Below are 21,195 nucleotides of genomic sequence, written 5' to 3'. Positions count from 1 at the left end.
ACTTATCCCGATACCAAATCCACTTATATTACCGCATTGCATCTTTAACGCAAAAGTCAAAACCCATCTTTCTAACCCTATTCAAATAAATAAAAATGTATTCCTACACTTTGTAAGGGGATACTTTTCACCAATGCTTTTGTTCGCTACACTTCACGTGATATAATAACGTTGTTATGTATCGTACATTGCGAAATATACTTGCACAGACTGATATATTTAATATTTAAGTTATTCATAGAGAGGAAGAACAAGCATGACGAAACCTGTAGTTGCTATCGTGGGGCGTCCTAACGTAGGAAAATCTACAATTTTTAACCGCATCGTCGGAGAACGTGTATCTATTGTTGAAGATACACCTGGTGTGACGCGTGACCGTATTTATTCAAGCGGTGAATGGCTCACACATGAATTTAATGTGATTGATACAGGTGGTATCGAGATCGGAGACGCACCATTCCAAACTCAAATTCGCGCACAAGCTGAAATCGCAATTGACGAAGCTGATGTTATCATATTCATGGTTAATGTACGTGAAGGGGTCACGCAAAATGATGAACTTGTGGCTCAAATACTTTATAAATCTAAAAAACCTGTTGTATTAGCTGTTAATAAAGTCGATAATCCAGACATGCGTAATGATATTTATGATTTCTATTCACTCGGTTTTGGAGAACCTTTCCCACTTTCGGGCTCACACGGTCTAGGTTTAGGGGACTTATTAGAAGAGGTCGCAAAACACTTTAAAAAAGATACTTCAGATCCATATGACGATGATACAATTCGTTTGTCATTAATCGGTCGACCTAATGTAGGGAAATCAAGTTTGATCAATGCCATTCTAGGCGAAGAACGCGTTATCGTATCTAATATTGCTGGTACAACTAGAGATGCCATCGATACCGTATATAGCTATGAAGGCCAAGATTATGTACTTATTGATACAGCGGGTATGCGTAAAAAGGGGAAAGTTTATGAATCAACTGAAAAGTACTCCGTATTACGTGCATTGAAAGCCATTGAACGCTCCAATGTCGTTCTTGTTGTATTAGATGCAGAACAAGGCATTATTGAACAAGATAAACGTGTTGCTGGATATGCCCATGAAGAAGGAAAAGCGATTGTGATCGTTGTTAACAAATGGGATACTTTAGAAAAAGATAGCAATACGATGAAAAAGTTTATGGATGAGGTACGTAAAAACTTCCAATTTTTAGATTATGCACAAATCGCTTTCGTATCAGCAAAAGAAAAAATGCGTTTACGTACACTTTTCCCATTAATTAACGAAGCGAGCGAAAATCATAAAAAACGTGTTCAAAGTTCAACATTGAATGAAGTGATCACGGATGCCATTGCAATGAATCCTACGCCGACGGATAAAGGCCGTCGACTGAATATTTTTTATGCGACACAAGTTGCGATTGAACCGCCGACGTTTGTTGTCTTTGTGAATGACGTCGAACTGATGCATTTCTCATACAAACGTTATCTTGAAAATCAAATTAGACAAGCATTTGGATTTGAAGGCACACCGGTACACATCATTGCACGCAAACGAAATTAGATGGAGGGGATAAACATGACGAACATTACAGTGTTTGGTACAGGAAGTTTTGGTACTGCATTGGCTAATGTGCTTGCAGACAATGGCCACAACACATTAATGTGGGGTAAAACATCAACAACAATAGACGAAATCAACCATGAACATACAAATCATAATTATTTAAAAGGGGTTACGCTTAATTCGACAATTCAAGCGACAACAGATATTCAGACCGCTATTGACCATTCAGATATTTATTTAATCGCACTGCCAACAAAAGCGATTAGAGAGGTCATGTCGCAAGTCAATCAATTGCTTATTTCAAAAAAATCTTTTATTCATGTTACTAAAGGGATTGAGAATGCAACATTTAAGCGTGTTTCAGAAATGTTGGAAGACTCCATTTCACCAGAATATAACGCAGGCATTGGCGTACTTTCTGGTCCAAGTCATGCCGAAGAAGTGGTTATCAAACAACCGACCACCGTATCAGCAGCTTCAAGTAATCCAGAATTACGCAAATTGATACAAGATTTATTCATGACGGATTATTTACGTGTGTATACAAATGATGATCTTGTCGGCGTAGAACTCGGTGGTGCACTTAAAAATATTATTGCTATCGCGAGCGGTGTCCTTGCCGGTATGGGCTTTGGTGATAATGCAAAAGCTGCTTTAATGACACGTGGTTTAGCAGAAATTACACGTTTAGGCGTTAAACTTGGTGCCGATCCGCTCACATTCCAAGGTTTAGGTGGCATTGGTGATTTAATTGTAACGTGTACTTCTACACATTCGAGAAACTACTCTCTCGGTTACCAACTTGGTAAAGGGAAAAGTTTAGATGAAATCATGAATCATATGAATATGGTCGCTGAAGGGGTGTACACAACTGAATCGGTGTACAATCTTTCTAAAAAAGAAAATGTTGAAATGCCAATTACTGAAGCATTGTATCATGTTTTATTCGAAAATCAACCTGTTGAACAGGCAGTCAAAACGTTAATGGGACGTACAAAAAAATCGGAATAAAGATAGAAATTGACCATTTTCATGACAAAATTATAAAAAAATCGACAAAAAGCGATTAAATCAACGTTTTTCTTGTATAAATCGTTGCAGTCTTGCATTCGCTTGTGTTAAAGTCATACCATAATGGTAATTGAATTATCATTACATAACCTTTGAGGAGGTGAATTGACATGAACAAAACTGACTTAATTAACGCTGTTGCAGAACAAGCTGATTTAACTAAAAAAGAAGCTGGTTTAGCTGTTGATGCTGTTTTTGAAGCAATTCAAACATCATTAGCTAAAGGTGAAAAAGTACAATTAATTGGTTTCGGTAACTTTGAGGTACGTGAGCGTGCCGCACGTAAAGGTCGCAACCCTCAAACAGGTAAAGAAATTGACATCCCTGCAAGCAAAGTTCCAGCTTTCAAAGCAGGTAAAGCATTAAAAGATGCTGTGAAATAATTCAATTATTAGGAAAGGGGCTGGGACACAATGGTGTTTTCCAGCCTTTCCTATGACTAATGCCACTCATAACTTCGTCATTTTAAGACTGTTCAAACGATTTGAATTCAAACATAGACTTCTTTTGTTTTTTATCATTCAAAAGTTTATCCACTTCATCTCGATTTATAAACTTCTTTAAGAAAGTAATCCTTCATTCTTTTTATATCATTTCATTTGTGATGTCCTATCAAGGCGATACATCTATCTCCATTGATTTGTATATACATTTTTGTTCCATACTTTTTAAACAAAATATATTCACTTCAGACGAAGAAAACCTCGTCACTTTGTTTGATACGAATTTTTTCAGCAACATTAAATCAAGCGACATCAAACTTCATTCATGGCTTTTATGACAAAAAAAGCAAATCAGATTTAATTTTTAGGTTGATAGTGTTAAGATAGAGAGTGATTAAAATTAGAGGTGTGTCAAATGGAGAATACTTTTGAATGTTTACAACAACAACTTGATAAACGATTGAACCAACTCAATCGCCCCCAAAATATACATATCAATCGAACTTTAAGTCAATTGTTAGATCAACTTGATGTGCCTTTAAATGCAAAACTTGCGTGTCTCTCTATTGATACATCAATGAAACATCTTGATCGTATCAGTTACTATCATTATGAACGTGATGCCATACTCATAGGTGATTTGCTGAGTGCACACTATTATCAGTTACTTGCTGATTTGAAAGATGTTGAACTACAACTTCAAATGAGCCAAGCGATTGTAAAAATAAATGAATTAAAATCTTATATTCAACATCAAAAGGATATACGCACTGATGTAAATTTAAAAGATATGATGATTACGATTGAAACATTGTTAATTCAAGTATTGATGAAACATTACCGTATCCAACAGTCCTTTGATGATATACGCCATCAACTGATTCAACAACTCGACGTGCAACAACTGAGTTATTTAATTGATTGGCAGACGGATGAGATCAATGACATAATCATCGCATTACAAAACTATACAAAAAGTAAATGAGGTTTCAAAATGACTAAAAACAAGGCAAATAAAGCACAAGTCCATGAAGTGTTTCAAAATATTTCTGGCAAATATGACCGTTTAAACAATATTATTAGCTTCGAACAACATAAAGTGTGGCGTAAAAAAGTAATGAAAGAAATGAATGTCCAAGCAGGGACAATTGCTTTGGACGTCTGTTGTGGGACTGCTGATTGGACCATTGCTTTAAGCCAAGCAGTAGGGCCGGAAGGTGAAGTCACTGGATTAGATTTCAGTGAAAATATGCTTAAAGTGGGCGAAGAAAAAACGGCGCATATGGACAACATTAGACTTGTTCAAGGTGATGCGATGGCATTGCCGTTTGATGACAATACATTTGACTATGTAACGATCGGATTTGGATTACGTAATATTCCAGATTATTCAAAAGCATTGTCAGAGATGTATCGCGTCCTGAAACCAGGTGGTATGGTTGTGTGTTTAGAAACAAGCCAACCGACAATGCCTGTCTTCAAGCAAGGATATCGTTTGTATTTTAAATTTGTGATGCCTATCTTTGGCAAAATTTTTGCGAAATCAAAACAAGAATATGAATGGCTTCAACAGTCTGCATTCGATTTTCCAGATCGCGAAACTTTAAAGAAAATGTTTGAAGGTGTCAACTTTGAAAATGTCAAAGTCCGTAGCTTTACAGGTGGCGTAGCTGCAATGCACTTAGCTTATAAACCCAAAACGAACTAATTAAAAGGTGATTATGCATGTCGAAATTAAACTTGAATCAGGAAATTAAAAAAATTGAAAATACTTTGAAACAGTTGATTCAATCTGAGGATTCAACACTCCAAAGTGCTGCAGATCACCTTTTATCATCAGGAGGTAAGCGCGTTCGTCCGTTATTCGTGATATTGAGCAGTTACGTCGGTGAAAATCCTGCTAATGATGCGGCATATCGTGTTGCTACAGCGTTAGAGCTGATTCATATGGCAACGCTTGTCCATGATGATGTGATTGATTTCAGTGATAAAAGACGTGGTAAGTTAACAATCGAGAAGAAGTGGGATCAACCGACTGCGATTTTAACCGGTAATTTTTTACTTGCTCGTGCGTTAGAACATTTATCTTATATTCAGGACAGTCGTATTCATCAAACACTGTCACATGCGATTATAGAAGTGTGTCGCGGAGAACTTTTCCAATTTCAAGACCAATTTAGAGCAGAACAATCGATTACGAACTATTTGCGTCGTATCAATCGTAAAACGGCGCTATTAATGCAGCTCGCTACTGAAGTGGGTGCGATGAGTTCACACACAGACGATCCAACGATTCGAAAAATGCGTGATATTGGTCATCATATCGGCATGAGTTTCCAAATTGTTGATGATGTTTTAGATTTTACGAGTACTGAAAAGAAACTCGGTAAACCTGTCGGAAGTGACTTGCGTAATGGTCACATGACACTTCCTGTATTATTAGCGATGAAGCAGAACCCACAATTAAAAGAAAAAGTCGCAACATTAACGCCAGGTTCACCAACTGAAGACTTTGACTGGTGCATTGAACAAATACGCCAATCAGAAGCGATTTCTCAATCTTTAAATGTAAGCCAAAAATATCTCGACAAAGCTTCGACGTTATTGGAAACATTGCCTAAAAATGAAATTAAACCACATTTCAGAAAATTAATAAAAAGATTGCAAAGCAGAATGAATTAAACATCTTTCCTGTTGAAAGTGCTTCATACAAATGATAGGATAATCTTGTAATACATAAAAACACAGGGGGCATTACGCATCATGGAAAAAAGTTTTGTAATGATTAAACCGGACGCGGTACAACGTAAATTAATTGGTGAAATTGTTCAACGCATCGAACAAAAGGGATTAAAGCTTGTAGGAGCTAAATTAATGACAGTTCCGCAATCTTTAGCTGAGACACATTACGGTGAACATAAAGGAAAACCATTTTACGATTCACTTATTTCTTTTATTACATCAGCACCCGTTTTTGCGATGGTTGTTGAAGGTGAAAACGCTGTGGCCGTTGCACGTCATATTATCGGCAGTACGAATCCTTCTGAAGCGACACCTGGTTCCATTCGTGGCGATTTAGGTTTAACGGTTGGGCGTAATGTCATTCACGGTTCAGACTCAGTGGAATCTGCTGAACGTGAAATTGGACTTTGGTTTAAAGACGAAGAAATCAGTTCTTACCATACACCAGATGAAACATGGTTATATGAAGCGTAATATTTAAACTTATTTAATGGGGCCTGGACATTTAGTTGTCTGGGCCCTCAATTTGTTTCTACACATCATTTCGTCATCATCATTTTGTAAGTCTGGATTGTATACTTACATTGATTCAAACAATGGTCGACAACACCAAGTTTATAAATAGAAATTATCGAACTTACTTTAACAATTAAAAGCGGTGAATAGAAAAAGTGTTTTCTATTAATTTATTTTCTATTTTGTGCTATGATATGAAACATATGAACTAAACGGTAGGGGGAGTGCTCATCATGTTGAGATTTTTAACGTCTGGAGAATCACACGGTCCACAATTAACTGTCATTATTGAAGGGCTACCAGCAAATATGACTATTGATATTGATCAAATTAACGAAGAAATGTTTAAGCGTCAAGGTGGTTATGGAAGAGGCCGTCGTATGCAAATTGAAAAGGATACGGTAGAAATCGTTTCAGGTGTGCGCCATGGTTATACATTAGGCAGCCCTGTCACGATCGTCATTAAGAATGATGATTTCACACATTGGCGTAATATTATGGGCGCGGCACCTATTTCAGAAGAAGAGAAAGAAAATATGAAACGCGTCATTACGAAACCAAGACCGGGTCATGCAGATTTGGTTGGTGGCATGAAATATAACCACCGTGATTTGCGTAATGTACTTGAACGCTCTTCTGCACGTGAGACAGCCGCACGTGTTGCTGTTGGTGCGCTTTGTAAGCAATTGTTGAAACAGTTAGGCATCGACGTTTATAGCCGTGTCATTGAAATCGGCGGCATAAAAGACGAGGGCATTTATAACATTGATACCATTATTGAAAATATTGATAAAAATGATGTCCGTGTCATTGACGACAGTATTGCACAAGCGATTCGCGATAAAATTGATAGTGCCAAAAAAGAGGGAGATTCTATCGGCGGTGTCGTCCAAGTCATTGTTAACCATATGCCAGTCGGAATCGGTAGTTATGTCCACTATGATAGAAAGCTAGATGGCAGAATTGCACAAAGTGTTGTTGGCATTAACGCATTTAAAGGTGTAAGTTTCGGTGAAGGTTTTAAAGCGGCAGAAAAATTAGGCAGTGAAATTCAAGATCCGATTTTATATTCAGAGGAACAAGGCTATTACCGCGCATCTAATCATCTCGGCGGTTTAGAAGGTGGTATGTCAAACGGTATGCCAATTATCGTGAATGGTGTGATGAAGCCTATTCCAACGTTGTATAAACCACTTGCTTCAGTAGATATTGACTCTAAAGAACCATTTAAAGCAACAATTGAACGTTCTGACAGCTGTGCGGTACCTGCTGCAAGTATTGTTTGTGAACATGCTGTTTCATATGAAATTGCGAGAAGTGTTTTAGAGGAGTTCGGTTCCCAGGACTTTTCACGTCTCGCACAACAAGTCGCTGAAAGACGCGCGCTGAACCAAACATTTTAATGACAGGTGATAAATCATGCAATTAACAACGACATATCCGGACCACAATTATCCGATTATTATTGAACATGCCGCATTCAACCAATTAGATGCGTTAGTTTCTGACTACCAACATGTGTTTGTGTTTGTCGATCAAAACGTCTATACAGCTTGGGAACAAAAAATTTCTAGGTTCGTTCACCATCATTCATATACCACGTTTCAAATCCCTTCAGGAGAACAAGTGAAGTATATGGCGCAGTATGAACGTTATATTGAAGCGCTACTTGCACATCAACCTACACGTAATACGTGCTTAATCGCAATTGGTGGCGGTGCAACTGGTGATTTCGTTGGCTTTTTAGCAGCAACATTATTACGTGGCGTTGATTTTATTCAAGTACCTACAACGATTCTTGCTCATGATTCGAGTATTGGCGGTAAAGTGGGTATCAATACGACACATGGTAAAAATCTTGTCGGTGCCTTTCATCGTCCAAAAGCGGTCATTTATGATTTAGAGTTCCTCACTTCATTACCTTATTCGGAAATTTTAAGCGGCTATGGTGAAGTGTATAAACATGCATTGTTGAATAATGCGCAATCAGTACAGATACTTGAAAATGCTTATCCTGATAGCATGCATTTAAAAACACTACAAGCGATTGAACAGTATTTAATTAACGGGATTCAAACGAAGCTGCAAATTGTTTTGAATGATGAAAAAGAACGGGGTCAACGTCAATTTTTAAACTTAGGTCATACATTTGGTCATGCGATCGAGTATCAATATCAACTTGCACATGGTCACGCTGTTATGATAGGGATTGTCTATCAATTTATCGTTTCAAATCTATTATTGGGCACGCATTTTGATGTTCCACATTACTTGAAATATTTAAATCATTTAGGTTATCCGCTAGATATCATTCGCCAATTTGAATTCGAACCCTTATTAAAACTTATGCGCAATGACAAGAAAAATGACGCAAAGGGTGTGCGGATGGTTCTGTTACAAGCAATTGGCGACCCAATCGTTAAACATGTTGAGATACCTATATTAGAAAAAGCACTTGAGACATTCAAACAACAATATCTTGAGGTGATATAGATGAAAAAAATTATGATTAACGGGCCGCTGATAGGTGAAGCATCAGTACCTGGGGACAAATCTATGACGCACCGGGCGATTATGCTTGCTTCTTTAGCACAAGGACACTCTGTTATACATCAACCTTTACTCGGTGAAGATTGTTTACGTACAGCAAAAATATTTGAAAAGTTAGGCGTTAAAATGGACATTACAGATGAAGCCATTACAATTGATTCTCCTGGTTACGCTCATTTTCAAACGCCACACCAAACGTTATATACAGGTAATTCAGGAACAACAACACGATTGATGGCCGGATTACTTGGTGGATTAGGCATTCAAAGTGTGCTATCTGGAGACGCGTCTATCGGCAAAAGACCTATGGACCGCGTGCTCCAACCACTTCGACAAATGAATGTCAACATTTCAGGTGTAGAGGATAACTACACGCCGCTAATCATTGGCTCAAGTGAAGTCAAAGGGATACATTATGAAATGCCAGTTGCAAGCGCACAAGTTAAAAGTGCCATTTTGTTTGCAAGCTTATTTGCTCAAAATACTACGACTATTCGCGAAATAGATTTGTCACGTAACCATACTGAGACGATGTTTGCCCATTATGGTATCCCTGTGCAAACACAAGATTTAACAGTGACCCTACCAGGGGAAGGGATTCATCATATTCAACCGCGTGATTTCGATGTGCCTGGAGATATTTCATCGGCAGTCTTTCTCATCGTGGCGGCATTAATTACACCAGGTAGCGACATTACGCTTCATAATGTCGGAATAAACCCAACACGTGATGGAATTATCGAAATTGTTGAGCGCATGGGCGGCAAAATTTCACTTTCAAATCAAACAAATGGTCCAGAGCCAACTGCGACGATCCGTGTTCAATATACGGATGACTTAAAAGGTATAGAAATTGGTGGCAGTCTCATTCCAAGATGCATTGATGAGCTGCCGACGATTGCGTTACTCTGTACACAAGCGCATGGTTCAAGTATCATAAAAGATGCTGAAGAATTAAAAGTGAAAGAAACCAACCGTATTGATACAACAGCAAACGAACTCGGTAAGCTAGGTCTAAAACTTGAACCGACTGACGACGGACTCATCATTAAGCCGTCAACAATCAGTCAAATTCAACCTGTTGACAGTCATAACGACCATCGTGTCGGTATGATGTTAGCAGTTGCTTCACTTATGACACCAGAACCGATTGAGATTGCACAATTCGAGAGTGTCAATGTGTCATTCCCAGGTTTTTTGCCACTACTTAAACAATTAGAAAATGAGGGATAGTATGCAAGATATCTACAAATTAATTGACGATATCAACTTACAAAAATTAGATCAACTTGATTCTCGCGTTCAGGAAGCGTTGCAATCAGATAATGATGATGCATTGTTTGTACTGGGTGAGACATTATATCAATTCGGACTGACACCACAAGGCCTTGAAGTTTTTCGTACGCTTTACATGAAATATCCAGATGAAGATGAAATTTTAATCTATTTTATTGATGGGCTTATTTCAGAAAATCAAACAGATGAAGCATTAGAGTTTTTAAATGAAGTGCCACTGACACCTGAACGTTTAATGTTAGAAGCTGATTTATATCAACAAATTAATATGATAGATATTGCGATTGAAAAAATTGAACAAGCAATCGAGATACAACCTGCTGATCCGATTGTCCATTTTGCATTAGCAGAATTACTTTACTATGATGGTCAATATTTGCGCGCATCAAGAGAGTATGACACTGTACTAGAGAGTGGAGAGTATGAAATCAATGGCGTCAACTTATTCTCACGTATAGCAGACAGCAGTCTTCAAAGCGGAAACTATACCGATGCCCTACGTTGGTTTGATGAAATTAATGACAATGAACTGACATCAGATGATTATCTTAAAAAAGCGATTGCGTATGAAAAGAATGACATGACGCATGAAGCGATTAAGTTGGTGAAAACATTACTTCAAAAAGATCCAGACTTCATTCAAGGCTATTACTATTTACAACAGCTTTATGAAAACGAGAAAACTTTTGGAGATGCGATTGAAATCGGTCAAGAAGGCTTACGTCTCAACCAGTTTTATAAAGAATTGATGTACAGTACGGGTGCATTGCAAATTGAACATGGCGATCAAAATGAAGGTGTGACATTATTAAAACAAGCACTTGAAGTGGATCCGGGCTATCAAGAACCTTTACTGATGTTAGCTGACTTTTTACGTAATAAAGAGGATTATGAAGCATTAATTGAATTAGTTCAGTATGTCGATGAAGAAGATATGGATCCTCAATTCATGTGGCAACTCGCATATGCATTAGGACAAGAAGAACGTGATAAAGAAGCACAACATTTTTACGGTTTAGCGTTTGCATCGATGCGTGACAACATTGATTTCTTAAAAGATTACTACTATTATCTCATTGAAATCGGTCAAATCGAACCAGCTAAATCCATTCTTCAATTACTGTTGCAAAAAGATAGTGGTAACCCTGAGTGGGATGCAGAACAAGGACGATTACTTTAGGGTGATTATTTATGCTAGATACACGTTTAAATTTTGAAAAACGTGACTTTATCGAGTATTTACTCTTTCACTATCAGTTTAAATCTCGTATCAGTGTTTGGTTACTGAATTTCATTAAAACGAACCATGCACTGATTGAAAAAATTCATTTTGTCGACCAAATTGTAGCAGATCATCCTACTTTAGAAATGGCTGTGTCGGATGCGCCTGTCATAGCGATTCAATATCATGAAGGTGAGACATTGTTGATGAACACCGATGAAATATTTCACCAAGTGATTCGTCATTCACAGCAACTCGACGTTAAAATTCATTTTAACCAGGAAGCTGATCGTGATTTACGTCTCGATCATTTATTATTGCAACAACTGCTCACAACGCAAAATGGAGATGCTTATCATATGGATATGTATCATATCGAGTTCTCTAATAGTACAGAGCAGCAAATCATTCACTTATTAAAATCGCATATTGACTTAAGTTTAAATTTGAAAGATATTCAATTATTTAAGCACTATACAAAAATATTAAATCTCATTAAATTGAGGCACATTACTGACAAAACTTAAACAATGACTGACGAAAGGGATCTCAATCATGTGGACAGCTCTACAAAATATGTTGTTCTATCAACGTCCAATACTCATATTGATTATCATGAGTAATATTTTGGGGACGCTTTATGGTTATATTTGGTATACACCACAACTTTATAGATCAGCGTGGTATTTTTGGCCATTTATTCCAGATAGTCCCACTGCGACGTTATTTTTAGTCGTCAGCTTAATCTTACTATTATGTAAAAAACAAAGTGCCATCATTGATACGCTTGCTTTTGTCACATTATTGAAATATGGCGTTTGGGCAGTCATGATGAATTTTCTGTTATTTATAGAGGACGATACTATTTATATGATGGGTGTCCTGTTAATTATTTCTCACGGTATTATGGCGATTCAAGCTGTATTATTTTTACCGCAATTCAAATTTACGTTAACGAGTATAGCCATTACGATTTTTTGGGTTTTCCATAATGATGTGATCGATTACGTTTTTCATCAATATCCAGTATACGGCGGACTCGGACATTATGAAGCACAAATTGGTTACCTCGCATTTTGGTTATCAGTGGTGCCAATTTTGTTCGTAATTTATCGACTCAACAGGGGTAAAAAGATTGACCAAGTTTGATGAAGCCAGTACAATAATATTATAAAGGAGTGAGCATAATGTCTATCATGTCTTTAATTATTTATTTTATTATACTTATGATCCTCCCAATGTATGCACAACACCAAGTTAAATCTAACTATGAAAAATATGCTCAAGTTAGATCAACAAGTGGCAAGACGGGACGAGAAGTAGCATTAGAAATTTTACACGCAAATGGCATTTATGATGTCGAAGTCAAAGAAGGTCAAGGATTTTTAACAGACCATTACGATCCGAAAAACAAAGTCGTCGTATTGTCACCTTCAAACTATAACAAACCAAGTGTTGCCGGAACTGCAATTGCCGCTCACGAAGTAGGGCATGCAATTCAGCACTACGAAGGTTATTTCTTTTTACGTTTCCGTAGTGCATTAGTACCTGTAGCGAACATCGGTAGTTCGATGTCATATATTTTCATTATGGCTGGGATTATCATGACATCATTACACATGGCGATTGGTTCAACAGCGTTATGGATAGGTATTTTCTTAATGGCATTTGCTGTATTGTTCTCCATTGTGACGTTGCCAGTCGAATTTGACGCAAGTAAACGAGCAATGAATCAAATACAAAAAATGCATATCGTGAATGAAAAAGAATATAAACATGCCGGTCGCGTATTAAGAGCAGCAGCGATGACTTATGTTGCAGCGACAGCCGTTGCAGTTGCTGAACTCGTTCGTTTAATTTTAATCGCACGTTCAGCAGATCAATAGTAAGCAAAAAAGAGTTGGGGGACAGACGCCCAGCTCTTTTTTTAGTTTTGGTGAATTATATTGATAAAGTACTACTATAAAAAATAGTGTTTCATCTATCAAAAAGGTGCATAGATTGCTCAACGCCACACATTTCATGTAAGATAAAGAAGAATGAAAACAGAAAGGATGTCATATCATGAATCGATCACTCTCTGATATGCAAAAAGAAGTCGATACATACATTTCACAGTTTAAAACAGGTTATTTTTCTCCGCTTGCAAATCTTGCCCGCTTAACAGAAGAAGTTGGTGAATTGGCACGTGAAATCAACCACTATCATGGAGAGAAAAAGAAGAAAGCGAGTGAGGCTGAAAATACAATCGAAGCTGAACTAGGTGACAACCTTTTTGTTCTCCTTTGTCTCGCAAACTCGCTTAATATCGATATGACAAAAAGCTTTAACCAAACAATGAAAAAATTCAACAAACGCGATAAAAATCGTTTTGAAAGAAAGACATAAAGGAGTACGAGCTATATGAAGATTGGCATTACTTGTTATCCCTCAGTAGGTGGTTCAGGGATCATTGCAACAGAACTCGGTATTTTAATGGCCGAACGTGGGCATGAAGTGCATTTTATTACTTCAAACATGCCATTTCGCTTAAATAAACCGGTACCTAACATTACTTTCCATCAAGTTGACGTAAATCAATATGCTGTATTCCAATATCCACCTTATGATATTTCGTTAAGTACAAAAATCGCAAATGTTATAAATGAGTATGACTTAGATGTGCTTCATATGCATTACGCAATTCCACATGCGATTTGTGGGATTTTAGCGAGACAAATGTCCGGTAAAGATATTAAAATTATGACGACTTTGCACGGCACAGATATTACAGTTCTCGGCTATGATCACTCGTTAAGAAATGCAATTAAATTCGGCATCGAACAAAGTGACATTGTTACGAGTGTGAGCGAATCATTAAAAGACGAAACGAATGAGATTATTGCACCTCAAAAAGAGATTGTACCGATTTATAATTTCGTAAGGGAATCCGAATTTCCGACGGGTTACAATACAGATTTAAAAGAGAGTTATGGCATTACTCAAGATGAAAAAGTATTGATTCATGTGTCAAATTTCCGTAAAGTTAAACGAATTGATACGATTATTGATACATTTGCTCTCATTCGCGAACACATTCAATCCAAATTGTTGCTGATTGGCGACGGTCCTGAATTACATGATATGCGAATAAAAGTCCGTGAAATGGGTCTTTCTGATGATGTACTCTTTTTAGGTAAACAAGATTGTATGAGTAATTTTTACCAAATGTCAGACATTGTGTTATTAATGAGTGAAAAGGAAAGCTTTGGCCTTACCCTGTTAGAAGCGATGAAAACAGGCGTCGTTCCTATTGGTACACGTGCAGGTGGCATTCAAGAAGTCATTCAACATCGTGAAACAGGCTTTTTAGTGGATATCGGGGACAGTCAAACCGCAGCTGACTACGCGCTAAAATTACTGACAGATAGTGCATTATATCAATCGTTACGTGAAAATATGTTACACGATATTGCAAAACGGTTCGATTCACAAATTATCGCCGATCAGTATGAACATTATTATAAAAAAATGATAGGGGAATTGTAATTCATGAATCAATCTCAATTTGAATTAGCCAAACCTATTTTAGAACGTTTAATTCAAAATGGATATGAAGCTTATTTTGTCGGTGGATCAGTGCGAGATTTTATTATGAATCGTCCTATCCACGATGTAGATATTACGACAAATGCGACACCTGATGAAATCGAGTCACTCTTTGAACATACAATTCCCATTGGTAAAGAACATGGTACCATCAATGTCGTATGGTCACACGAAAATTATGAAGTGACGACTTTCCGTGCCGAAGCTGAATATGTGGATCATCGTCGCCCGACAGAAGTATATTTTGTCAGGGATTTATACCAAGATGTGGAACGTCGAGATTTCACGATGAACGCCATAGCGATGAATATCAACTATGAACGTATTGACCATTTTGAAGGCGAACGTGATATTGAACAGCGTATCATTCGTACGGTAGGTGATGCAAAAACACGCTTTGACGAAGATGCATTAAGAATATTGCGCGGTTTACGTTTTAAGTCACAGCTCGGATTTACGATTGAAGAGGCAACGTTTGAAGCGATGGCACACCAAATGTCGGATTTGGAATATTTATCCATTGAACGCATTATGAACGAACTAACATTATTAATTAAAGGGACCTTTGTTGCGAAAACCTTCCCCATACTTGAAGCTTTGCAATTGTGGCGTTACATCCCGTATTTCAAAGATGTCGATGTCGCAGCGATAAAAATAAATGCACCGATTGATATGGAGGCATTTTTAGCCATTCTCAGCTATCGCACAAACTATCAAGCGTTTAAGTCTTTAAAACTGAGTAATGCACAAGTTCGCACAATTCAAACGTTAATATCGGCCATTCAAGTTGCACAAACAATAGATACTAAAGTCCAGCTCCAACAATTTACGTACGATTTTGGTCTTGAGGTTGCGCTAAAAATTAATGAACTGCGACCGATATTAGAAGATAACCAAATTGATTTACCATCACCGATTATCTTTAGCAGTGCAAGTCTCCAAGCCGTATGGGAAGATTTACCAATTCAATCACGAGAAGATTTAGCCATAGATGGTAAATGGTTAATGCAAGCGTTCCAATTAAAAGGTGGACCGTGGATCAAAGACGTTTTACGACAAGTCGAATGTGCTGTGATTCAACGTCAAGTTAACAATCAAACAGAAGCTATCATTGAATGGGTGAGAACACATGTCAAAATATCTTGATCAAATATTAGAACTATTAACAGATGCAAGACCTGACTATATTTCTGGGCAGACGATTGCAGAACAACTCAATGTTTCACGGATGACGGTCAAAAAAACAGTGGACCAACTTAAAGCAGAGGGGTTTTCAATTGATTCGATTCACAATAAAGGGCATCAGCTAAAAGCTTTGCCGCAAGCATGGCATAAAGGGGTATTGACCTCAATTTTTAAACATCAATCATTTATCAATCAATTTCAAACATATCCATCTGTAGACTCTACACAACAAGTCGCTAAAAAGGCAATTTTAAACGATGATCGTACTATGCTCATTTTAAGCGATGAACAAACAGCAGGAAAAGGGCGTTTCAAACGTGTTTGGCAATCATCAAAAGGCAAAGGTTTATGGATGTCACTCGTTTTAAGACCAGACATTCCTTTTTCAATGCTGACGACGTTTAATTTATTTATGTCATTAGCAATCAGTGAAGCGATTCAGTCATATAGTCCAGCAAAAGTTGAAATTAAATGGCCAAATGACATTTACATAGAAGGTCAAAAAGTATGCGGGTTTCTGACGGAAATGGTAGCAAATGCAGATGGGATTGAGGCTGTCATTTGTGGTATTGGCATTAATTTAAATCACGACGTTGAAGATTTTGACGAAGCATTACAACAAACTGCAACGAGTGTTAAATTGCATTACGGAAAAATTATTAACCGCTATGACTTTTTAGAACAATTGATGCAACGTATTGAAGTACGTTATCAACAATTTTTGACTGAGCCTTTTACAACCATTAAAGATGAATATATTCAGCGCTCAAATATTTGGAATAAACAATTACGTTTTACAGAAGGCAAACAACAATTTTATGGTAACGTAATGGAAATTGATGACCAAGGCTTTTTACTTGTCGTTGATCGAGATGGTGATTTCCACCGTTTAATGAGTGCAGATATTGAATTTTAATCTATAAAGAGAGAAAGGAGGGGGCATATGGCGCATCAACCCTGTTATGCTGTTGTCGATCTTGAAACGACAGGCAACCAAGCAGATTATGATGAGATTATTCAAATAGGTATTACTTTTGTTCGTAACAACCAAATTATTGACCACTATCACTCAATGATCAAAACCGATTTAACAATTCCGACTTTTATACAAGCATTGACTTCCATCGAAGAAGAAATGTTAAATCAAGCACCTTATTTTAAAGAAGTCGCACATAAAATTTATTCAAAAATTAAAGATTGTATTTTCGTCGCACATAATGTAAATTTCGATCTTAATTTTTTAAAACGTTCATTCAAAAAATGTCATATTCATTACCAACCGAAAAAAGTCATTGATACATTGGAACTCTTTAAAATTGCGTTTCCAACAGAGAAAAGCTATCAACTGACAGAGTTAGCCGAATCATTAGGTATTCCGCTTACACAAGCACACCGCGCAGATGAAGACGCGTATACAACAGCGCGTATCATGATTTTGGCGTTTGAGAAGTTCGAGGTTTTACCGATTAACACGAAGAAACAGCTCTATTATTTAAGCAAACAATTAAAATATCAATTGGACGACTATTTTTTCGAACAAGTCCGTTTACATGATGCGACAAAAGAAATGACTGGATTAAATCAGTTTGAACAAATTTATTATCTTGCCCCACCTGATTTTGAAGTCAGTCACATTCAGTTTGACGGTAATTTGACCGCTTTATATCAAACAATTGTCGACGTCTGTCATTACCAATATCGTGAAGAACAGCTTTATATGGCGCAAATTGTGTTTGACCAGTTAATGCATAACGAAAAAGCACTTATTGAAGCCGATACTGGTAGTGGAAAATCATTAGCTTATTTAGTCGCATCTTTAATGTATTATATTGAGACAGGCGAACACGTCATGATTTCAACGAATACAAAAATGTTACAAAATCAATTGTTATTACAAGATATTCCGAAAATTAACGAAGCACTTAATGTATCGATCAATGCGACGTTAATCAAAAGTAAACAAGACTATATCTCGCTAGGTCTCATCAGCCAAGTATTAAAAGATGAAACGACCAATTATGATGTTAATTTATTAAAAATGCAATTGCTCATCTGGATATTAGAAACACGGACAGGTGATATTCAAGAACTGAACTTACGCGGTGGCCAAAAAATGTATTTTGAACAAAAAATCGAAACGTATGTCCCTGTACGTAAAGATTTTCATTATTACAACCATATTCGAACGAATGCATCCAAAATTCAAATCGGCATTACAAACCATGCGCATTTGTTATATTCATCACCTGAACATACACTCTATCAAATGTTCAAACATTGCATTATTGATGAAGCACATCGATTGCCCGACTATGCGATTGATTGTGCCATTCATGCGTTCGGTTATGCCGATATTAAGTACCAATTAGGGCTAATCGGTAAAACAGAAAATGAAAAACTGCTAAAACAAATCGATCAACTCGAGCAAAAACGTATTTTACAAAAGTTAGATATTCCACCGATTGATGTTTTTAGCATTAAGCAAGACATTAATGAAATTCACGATATGAACGAACACTTTTTTGACCATATTTTCAATAAAGTGCATGAAGGTCAGTTATATGATGATGAAACATCGAAATTACATTATGCCTATGATATGGAACGCGATCAATTGATTCCGTTGTTACATCAATACATTTCCAAAATTAATGTCACACTTGAGCATTTCAATAATATGAAACATAAAGTGGTCAAAACGCTGCGTAAACATTTGCTTTATATTGTGGATCAATTACGAGAAATCGAAACGGGGTTGAAAGCAGGGCATTTGTTTTATATTACGTTAAAAAATGTCCAACAAAAGTCGACGATTAAAATTCATCTTAAAGACGCATCGATCAAACATCTGTTAACGGAGAAAATTTTAAAACAGTTCGAATCGATTTCGTTCGTTTCAGGCACACTGACGTTTAATGGCTCCTTTAAAAATTATCAAAAGTGGTTTGAAGAAGATGTGCATTTCCAAACGTACAAGATTACGTCAGAATATCAACATAACGCCAATGCACACATCTTTGTGCCGAATGATATTAAACGTTACAATTATCAAAATCAAGAAGAATATATCCAAACGATTGTGGAATATATTGCCCGTTACGTCACGACTGTGGACAGTAAGTGTCTCGTTCTCTTCACGAGCTATAAAATGTTATACAATGTGATGGATTATTTAAATCAAATGGCTGAATTTGACGATTATGTGATATTGTCACAGCAACAAAGTCAAAATTATAAAATCGTGCAACAGTTCAATCATTTTGATAAAGCAATATTACTAGGGACGAGTACATTTTTTGAAGGATTTGATTATCAGGCGCACGGTATTAAATGTGTCATGATTGCGAAATTACCATTTATGAATCATCATGCCGTCAAACCGATGTTACTTGCCAATGAGTTTGACAATGTTTTTAAAGATTATGTCTTACCTGAAGCTGTGTTGCGATTCAGACAAGGTTTAGGTCGCCTTTTGAGAAATGAAAATGATCAAGGGATTGTCGTTTCTTTTGATAATCGTTTAATCCACAGTCAATATCGTCACTTTTTCCAAAATACGTTTACACATTTTCAACAACATGAAGGCAACATCAAACAGTTTGGACAATTGCTCCATCAAATGCAATCTCAACTCGATCAATCATGATGTGGTAGAAGTTCGGCAATAGTTTTGTTAAAATAATAACAGTATTAAAACAAATAGGAGAATGGTTATGAAAACAACGATTAAAGAAGCAAAGAATAAAATTGGCCAAGAAGTCACGATTGGTGCTTGGCTAGCGAATAAACGTTCAAGTGGTAAAATCGCATTCTTACAATTGCGTGACGGTACAGGGTTTATGCAAGGTGTGGTCGTTAAAGCAGATGTTGACGAGGACATCTTTCAACGTGCGAAATCATTAACACAAGAAACATCATTGTATGTGACTGGTGAAATTACTGAAGACAACCGCTCAGACTTAGGTTATGAGATGCAAGTCAAAAATATTGAAGTGATTCACGAAGCACACGACTATCCGATTACACCTAAAAATCATGGTACTGAATTTTTAATGGATCACCGCCATTTATGGTTACGTTCTAAAAAACAACACGCTGTGATGAAAATTCGTAACGAAATCATCCGTGCAACATATGAGTTCTTTAATGAAAATGGCTTCACGAAAATTGATCCACCGATTTTAACAGCAAGTGCACCTGAAGGCACAAGTGAATTGTTCCATACAAAATACTTTGATGAAGATGCCTTTTTATCACAAAGTGGACAACTTTACATGGAAGCTGCGGCAATGGCTTACGGAAAAGTATTTTCATTCGGTCCGACATTCCGTGCCGAAAAATCTAAAACACGTCGCCATTTAATTGAATTCTGGATGATTGAACCTGAAATGGCCTTTACAACACATGAAGAGAGTTTAGAAGTACAAGAGGCGTATGTTTCATATGTCGTACAATCCGTGCTTAAAAATTGTCAAATCGAACTTAAATTATTAGAACGCGACACATCAAAATTAGAAAAAGTTCAAGCGCCATTTCCACGTATTTCTTATGATGATGCGATTAAGTTTTTACATGAAGCAGGGTTTGATGATATTAAATGGGGCGATGACTTCGGTGCACCACACGAAACAGCGATTGCCAACCATTACGACTTGCCTGTATTCATTGTGAATTATCCAACAAAAATTAAACCATTCTACATGCAACCAAATCCAGAAAATGAAGACACAGTGCTTTGTGCGGATTTAATTGCACCTGAAGGCTATGGCGAAATTATCGGTGGCTCTGAGCGTATTAACGACCTCGAGTTGTTAGAACAACGTATCGATGAACATCAGCTTGATACAGAAAGCTATCAATATTACTTAGATTTACGTAAATATGGTAGTGTACCGCACAGTGGTTTCGGTTTAGGCTTAGAACGTACTGTCGCATGGATTGCCGGTGTGGAACATGTGCGTGAAACATCACCATTCCCACGCTTGTTAAATCGTTTGTATCCATAAGAGATG

The 21,195-nt window shown here is 37.0% G+C and carries 20 protein-coding genes; all 20 read left to right on the top strand.

Going from position 1 to position 21,195, the window contains the following annotated elements; translation table 11 throughout:
- Positions 1-256 precede the first annotated feature (256 nt).
- Positions 257-1,567, top strand: a complete 1,311-nt coding sequence (der, locus tag BJK46_RS03100; RefSeq protein WP_014613883.1) for a ribosome biogenesis GTPase Der — start codon at positions 257-259, stop codon at positions 1,565-1,567.
- Positions 1,568-1,582: 15 nt separating this feature from the next.
- On the top strand, positions 1,583-2,581 hold the full coding sequence (locus BJK46_RS03095) for an NAD(P)H-dependent glycerol-3-phosphate dehydrogenase (protein WP_014613884.1): 999 nt from the start codon (positions 1,583-1,585) through the stop codon (positions 2,579-2,581).
- 170 nt (positions 2,582-2,751) lie between these two features.
- The gene (locus BJK46_RS03090; RefSeq protein ID WP_014613885.1) at positions 2,752-3,024 is read left to right on the top strand and encodes an HU family DNA-binding protein; all 273 of its coding nucleotides are present in this window, start codon (positions 2,752-2,754) and stop codon (positions 3,022-3,024) included.
- A gap of 475 nt (positions 3,025-3,499) precedes the next feature.
- Positions 3,500-4,069, top strand: coding sequence for a heptaprenyl diphosphate synthase component 1 (locus BJK46_RS03085; protein ID WP_014613886.1), 570 nt, complete (start codon positions 3,500-3,502; stop codon positions 4,067-4,069).
- A gap of 9 nt (positions 4,070-4,078) precedes the next feature.
- A complete protein-coding gene (locus BJK46_RS03080) occupies positions 4,079-4,792 on the top strand; it encodes a demethylmenaquinone methyltransferase (protein WP_020219613.1) in 714 nt (237 codons plus the stop codon).
- A 17-nt stretch (positions 4,793-4,809) separates the two neighbouring features.
- A complete protein-coding gene (locus BJK46_RS03075; protein ID WP_014613888.1) occupies positions 4,810-5,766 on the top strand; it encodes a polyprenyl synthetase family protein in 957 nt (318 codons plus the stop codon).
- Positions 5,767-5,847: 81 nt separating this feature from the next.
- Positions 5,848-6,300 carry a nucleoside-diphosphate kinase gene (gene ndk / locus BJK46_RS03070; RefSeq protein WP_014613889.1) on the top strand — a complete coding sequence of 151 codons (453 nt, stop codon included), beginning with the start codon at positions 5,848-5,850 and terminating at the stop codon, positions 6,298-6,300.
- Positions 6,301-6,578: 278 nt separating this feature from the next.
- Positions 6,579-7,745, top strand: a complete 1,167-nt coding sequence (aroC, locus tag BJK46_RS03065) for a chorismate synthase (protein ID WP_037544222.1) — start codon at positions 6,579-6,581, stop codon at positions 7,743-7,745.
- Between the two features lie 16 nt (positions 7,746-7,761).
- On the top strand, positions 7,762-8,835 hold the full coding sequence (aroB, locus tag BJK46_RS03060) for a 3-dehydroquinate synthase (RefSeq protein WP_014613891.1): 1,074 nt from the start codon (positions 7,762-7,764) through the stop codon (positions 8,833-8,835).
- Complete coding sequence (gene aroA, locus BJK46_RS03055; protein ID WP_103263551.1) at positions 8,836-10,125, top strand: 3-phosphoshikimate 1-carboxyvinyltransferase; 1,290 nt, start codon at positions 8,836-8,838, stop codon at positions 10,123-10,125.
- A 1-nt stretch (position 10,126) separates the two neighbouring features.
- Positions 10,127-11,368 carry a tetratricopeptide repeat protein gene (locus BJK46_RS03050; protein WP_096533734.1) on the top strand — a complete coding sequence of 414 codons (1,242 nt, stop codon included), beginning with the start codon at positions 10,127-10,129 and terminating at the stop codon, positions 11,366-11,368.
- A gap of 11 nt (positions 11,369-11,379) precedes the next feature.
- Positions 11,380-11,937, top strand: a complete 558-nt coding sequence (locus BJK46_RS03045; protein WP_065354222.1) for a YpiB family protein — start codon at positions 11,380-11,382, stop codon at positions 11,935-11,937.
- Between the two features lie 28 nt (positions 11,938-11,965).
- Positions 11,966-12,559: a DUF1405 domain-containing protein gene (locus BJK46_RS03040; RefSeq protein WP_014613895.1), complete on the top strand. Its 594-nt coding sequence runs from the start codon at positions 11,966-11,968 to the stop codon at positions 12,557-12,559.
- 38 nt (positions 12,560-12,597) lie between these two features.
- The gene (locus BJK46_RS03035) at positions 12,598-13,296 is read left to right on the top strand and encodes a zinc metallopeptidase (protein WP_014613896.1); all 699 of its coding nucleotides are present in this window, start codon (positions 12,598-12,600) and stop codon (positions 13,294-13,296) included.
- Positions 13,297-13,474: 178 nt separating this feature from the next.
- A complete protein-coding gene (locus tag BJK46_RS03030; protein ID WP_014613897.1) occupies positions 13,475-13,798 on the top strand; it encodes a nucleotide pyrophosphohydrolase in 324 nt (107 codons plus the stop codon).
- 15 nt (positions 13,799-13,813) lie between these two features.
- Positions 13,814-14,938, top strand: coding sequence for an N-acetyl-alpha-D-glucosaminyl L-malate synthase BshA (gene bshA / locus BJK46_RS03025; protein WP_014613898.1), 1,125 nt, complete (start codon positions 13,814-13,816; stop codon positions 14,936-14,938).
- A 3-nt stretch (positions 14,939-14,941) separates the two neighbouring features.
- Positions 14,942-16,144, top strand: a complete 1,203-nt coding sequence (locus BJK46_RS03020; protein ID WP_037543018.1) for a CCA tRNA nucleotidyltransferase — start codon at positions 14,942-14,944, stop codon at positions 16,142-16,144.
- On the top strand, positions 16,128-17,099 hold the full coding sequence (locus BJK46_RS03015; protein WP_103263552.1) for a biotin--[acetyl-CoA-carboxylase] ligase: 972 nt from the start codon (positions 16,128-16,130) through the stop codon (positions 17,097-17,099). The genes BJK46_RS03020 and BJK46_RS03015 overlap by 17 nt, the downstream gene beginning before the upstream one ends.
- A gap of 27 nt (positions 17,100-17,126) precedes the next feature.
- Positions 17,127-19,829, top strand: a complete 2,703-nt coding sequence (locus BJK46_RS03010) for a helicase C-terminal domain-containing protein (RefSeq protein ID WP_103263553.1) — start codon at positions 17,127-17,129, stop codon at positions 19,827-19,829.
- A 67-nt stretch (positions 19,830-19,896) separates the two neighbouring features.
- Positions 19,897-21,189 carry an asparagine--tRNA ligase gene (gene asnS, locus BJK46_RS03005; RefSeq protein WP_014613902.1) on the top strand — a complete coding sequence of 431 codons (1,293 nt, stop codon included), beginning with the start codon at positions 19,897-19,899 and terminating at the stop codon, positions 21,187-21,189.
- Positions 21,190-21,195: the final 6 nt, after the last annotated feature.

Source organism: Staphylococcus pseudintermedius (assembly GCF_001792775.2).
Taxonomy (GTDB): domain Bacteria; phylum Bacillota; class Bacilli; order Staphylococcales; family Staphylococcaceae; genus Staphylococcus; species Staphylococcus pseudintermedius.
The sequence above is the reverse complement of the archived record's forward strand: the minus strand, read 5'-3'. Positions and strand labels throughout refer to the sequence as shown.

Bases quoted from the DNA above. Each gene is read 5' to 3' on its own strand.
- der (WP_014613883.1), top strand. From the start codon at position 257: ATGACGAAACCTGTAGTTGCTATCGTGGGGCGTCCTAACGTAGGAAAA.
- BJK46_RS03095 (WP_014613884.1), top strand. From the start codon at position 1,583: ATGACGAACATTACAGTGTTTGGTACAGGAAGTTTTGGTACTGCATTG.
- BJK46_RS03090 (WP_014613885.1), top strand. From the start codon at position 2,752: ATGAACAAAACTGACTTAATTAACGCTGTTGCAGAACAAGCTGATTTA.
- BJK46_RS03085 (WP_014613886.1), top strand. From the start codon at position 3,500: ATGGAGAATACTTTTGAATGTTTACAACAACAACTTGATAAACGATTG.
- BJK46_RS03080 (WP_020219613.1), top strand. From the start codon at position 4,079: ATGACTAAAAACAAGGCAAATAAAGCACAAGTCCATGAAGTGTTTCAA.
- BJK46_RS03075 (WP_014613888.1), top strand. From the start codon at position 4,810: ATGTCGAAATTAAACTTGAATCAGGAAATTAAAAAAATTGAAAATACT.
- ndk (WP_014613889.1), top strand. From the start codon at position 5,848: ATGGAAAAAAGTTTTGTAATGATTAAACCGGACGCGGTACAACGTAAA.
- aroB (WP_014613891.1), top strand. From the start codon at position 7,762: ATGCAATTAACAACGACATATCCGGACCACAATTATCCGATTATTATT.
- aroA (WP_103263551.1), top strand. From the start codon at position 8,836: ATGAAAAAAATTATGATTAACGGGCCGCTGATAGGTGAAGCATCAGTA.
- BJK46_RS03050 (WP_096533734.1), top strand. From the start codon at position 10,127: ATGCAAGATATCTACAAATTAATTGACGATATCAACTTACAAAAATTA.
- BJK46_RS03045 (WP_065354222.1), top strand. From the start codon at position 11,380: ATGCTAGATACACGTTTAAATTTTGAAAAACGTGACTTTATCGAGTAT.
- BJK46_RS03040 (WP_014613895.1), top strand. From the start codon at position 11,966: ATGTGGACAGCTCTACAAAATATGTTGTTCTATCAACGTCCAATACTC.
- BJK46_RS03035 (WP_014613896.1), top strand. From the start codon at position 12,598: ATGTCTATCATGTCTTTAATTATTTATTTTATTATACTTATGATCCTC.
- BJK46_RS03030 (WP_014613897.1), top strand. From the start codon at position 13,475: ATGAATCGATCACTCTCTGATATGCAAAAAGAAGTCGATACATACATT.
- bshA (WP_014613898.1), top strand. From the start codon at position 13,814: ATGAAGATTGGCATTACTTGTTATCCCTCAGTAGGTGGTTCAGGGATC.
- BJK46_RS03020 (WP_037543018.1), top strand. From the start codon at position 14,942: ATGAATCAATCTCAATTTGAATTAGCCAAACCTATTTTAGAACGTTTA.
- BJK46_RS03015 (WP_103263552.1), top strand. From the start codon at position 16,128: ATGTCAAAATATCTTGATCAAATATTAGAACTATTAACAGATGCAAGA.
- BJK46_RS03010 (WP_103263553.1), top strand. From the start codon at position 17,127: ATGGCGCATCAACCCTGTTATGCTGTTGTCGATCTTGAAACGACAGGC.
- asnS (WP_014613902.1), top strand. From the start codon at position 19,897: ATGAAAACAACGATTAAAGAAGCAAAGAATAAAATTGGCCAAGAAGTC.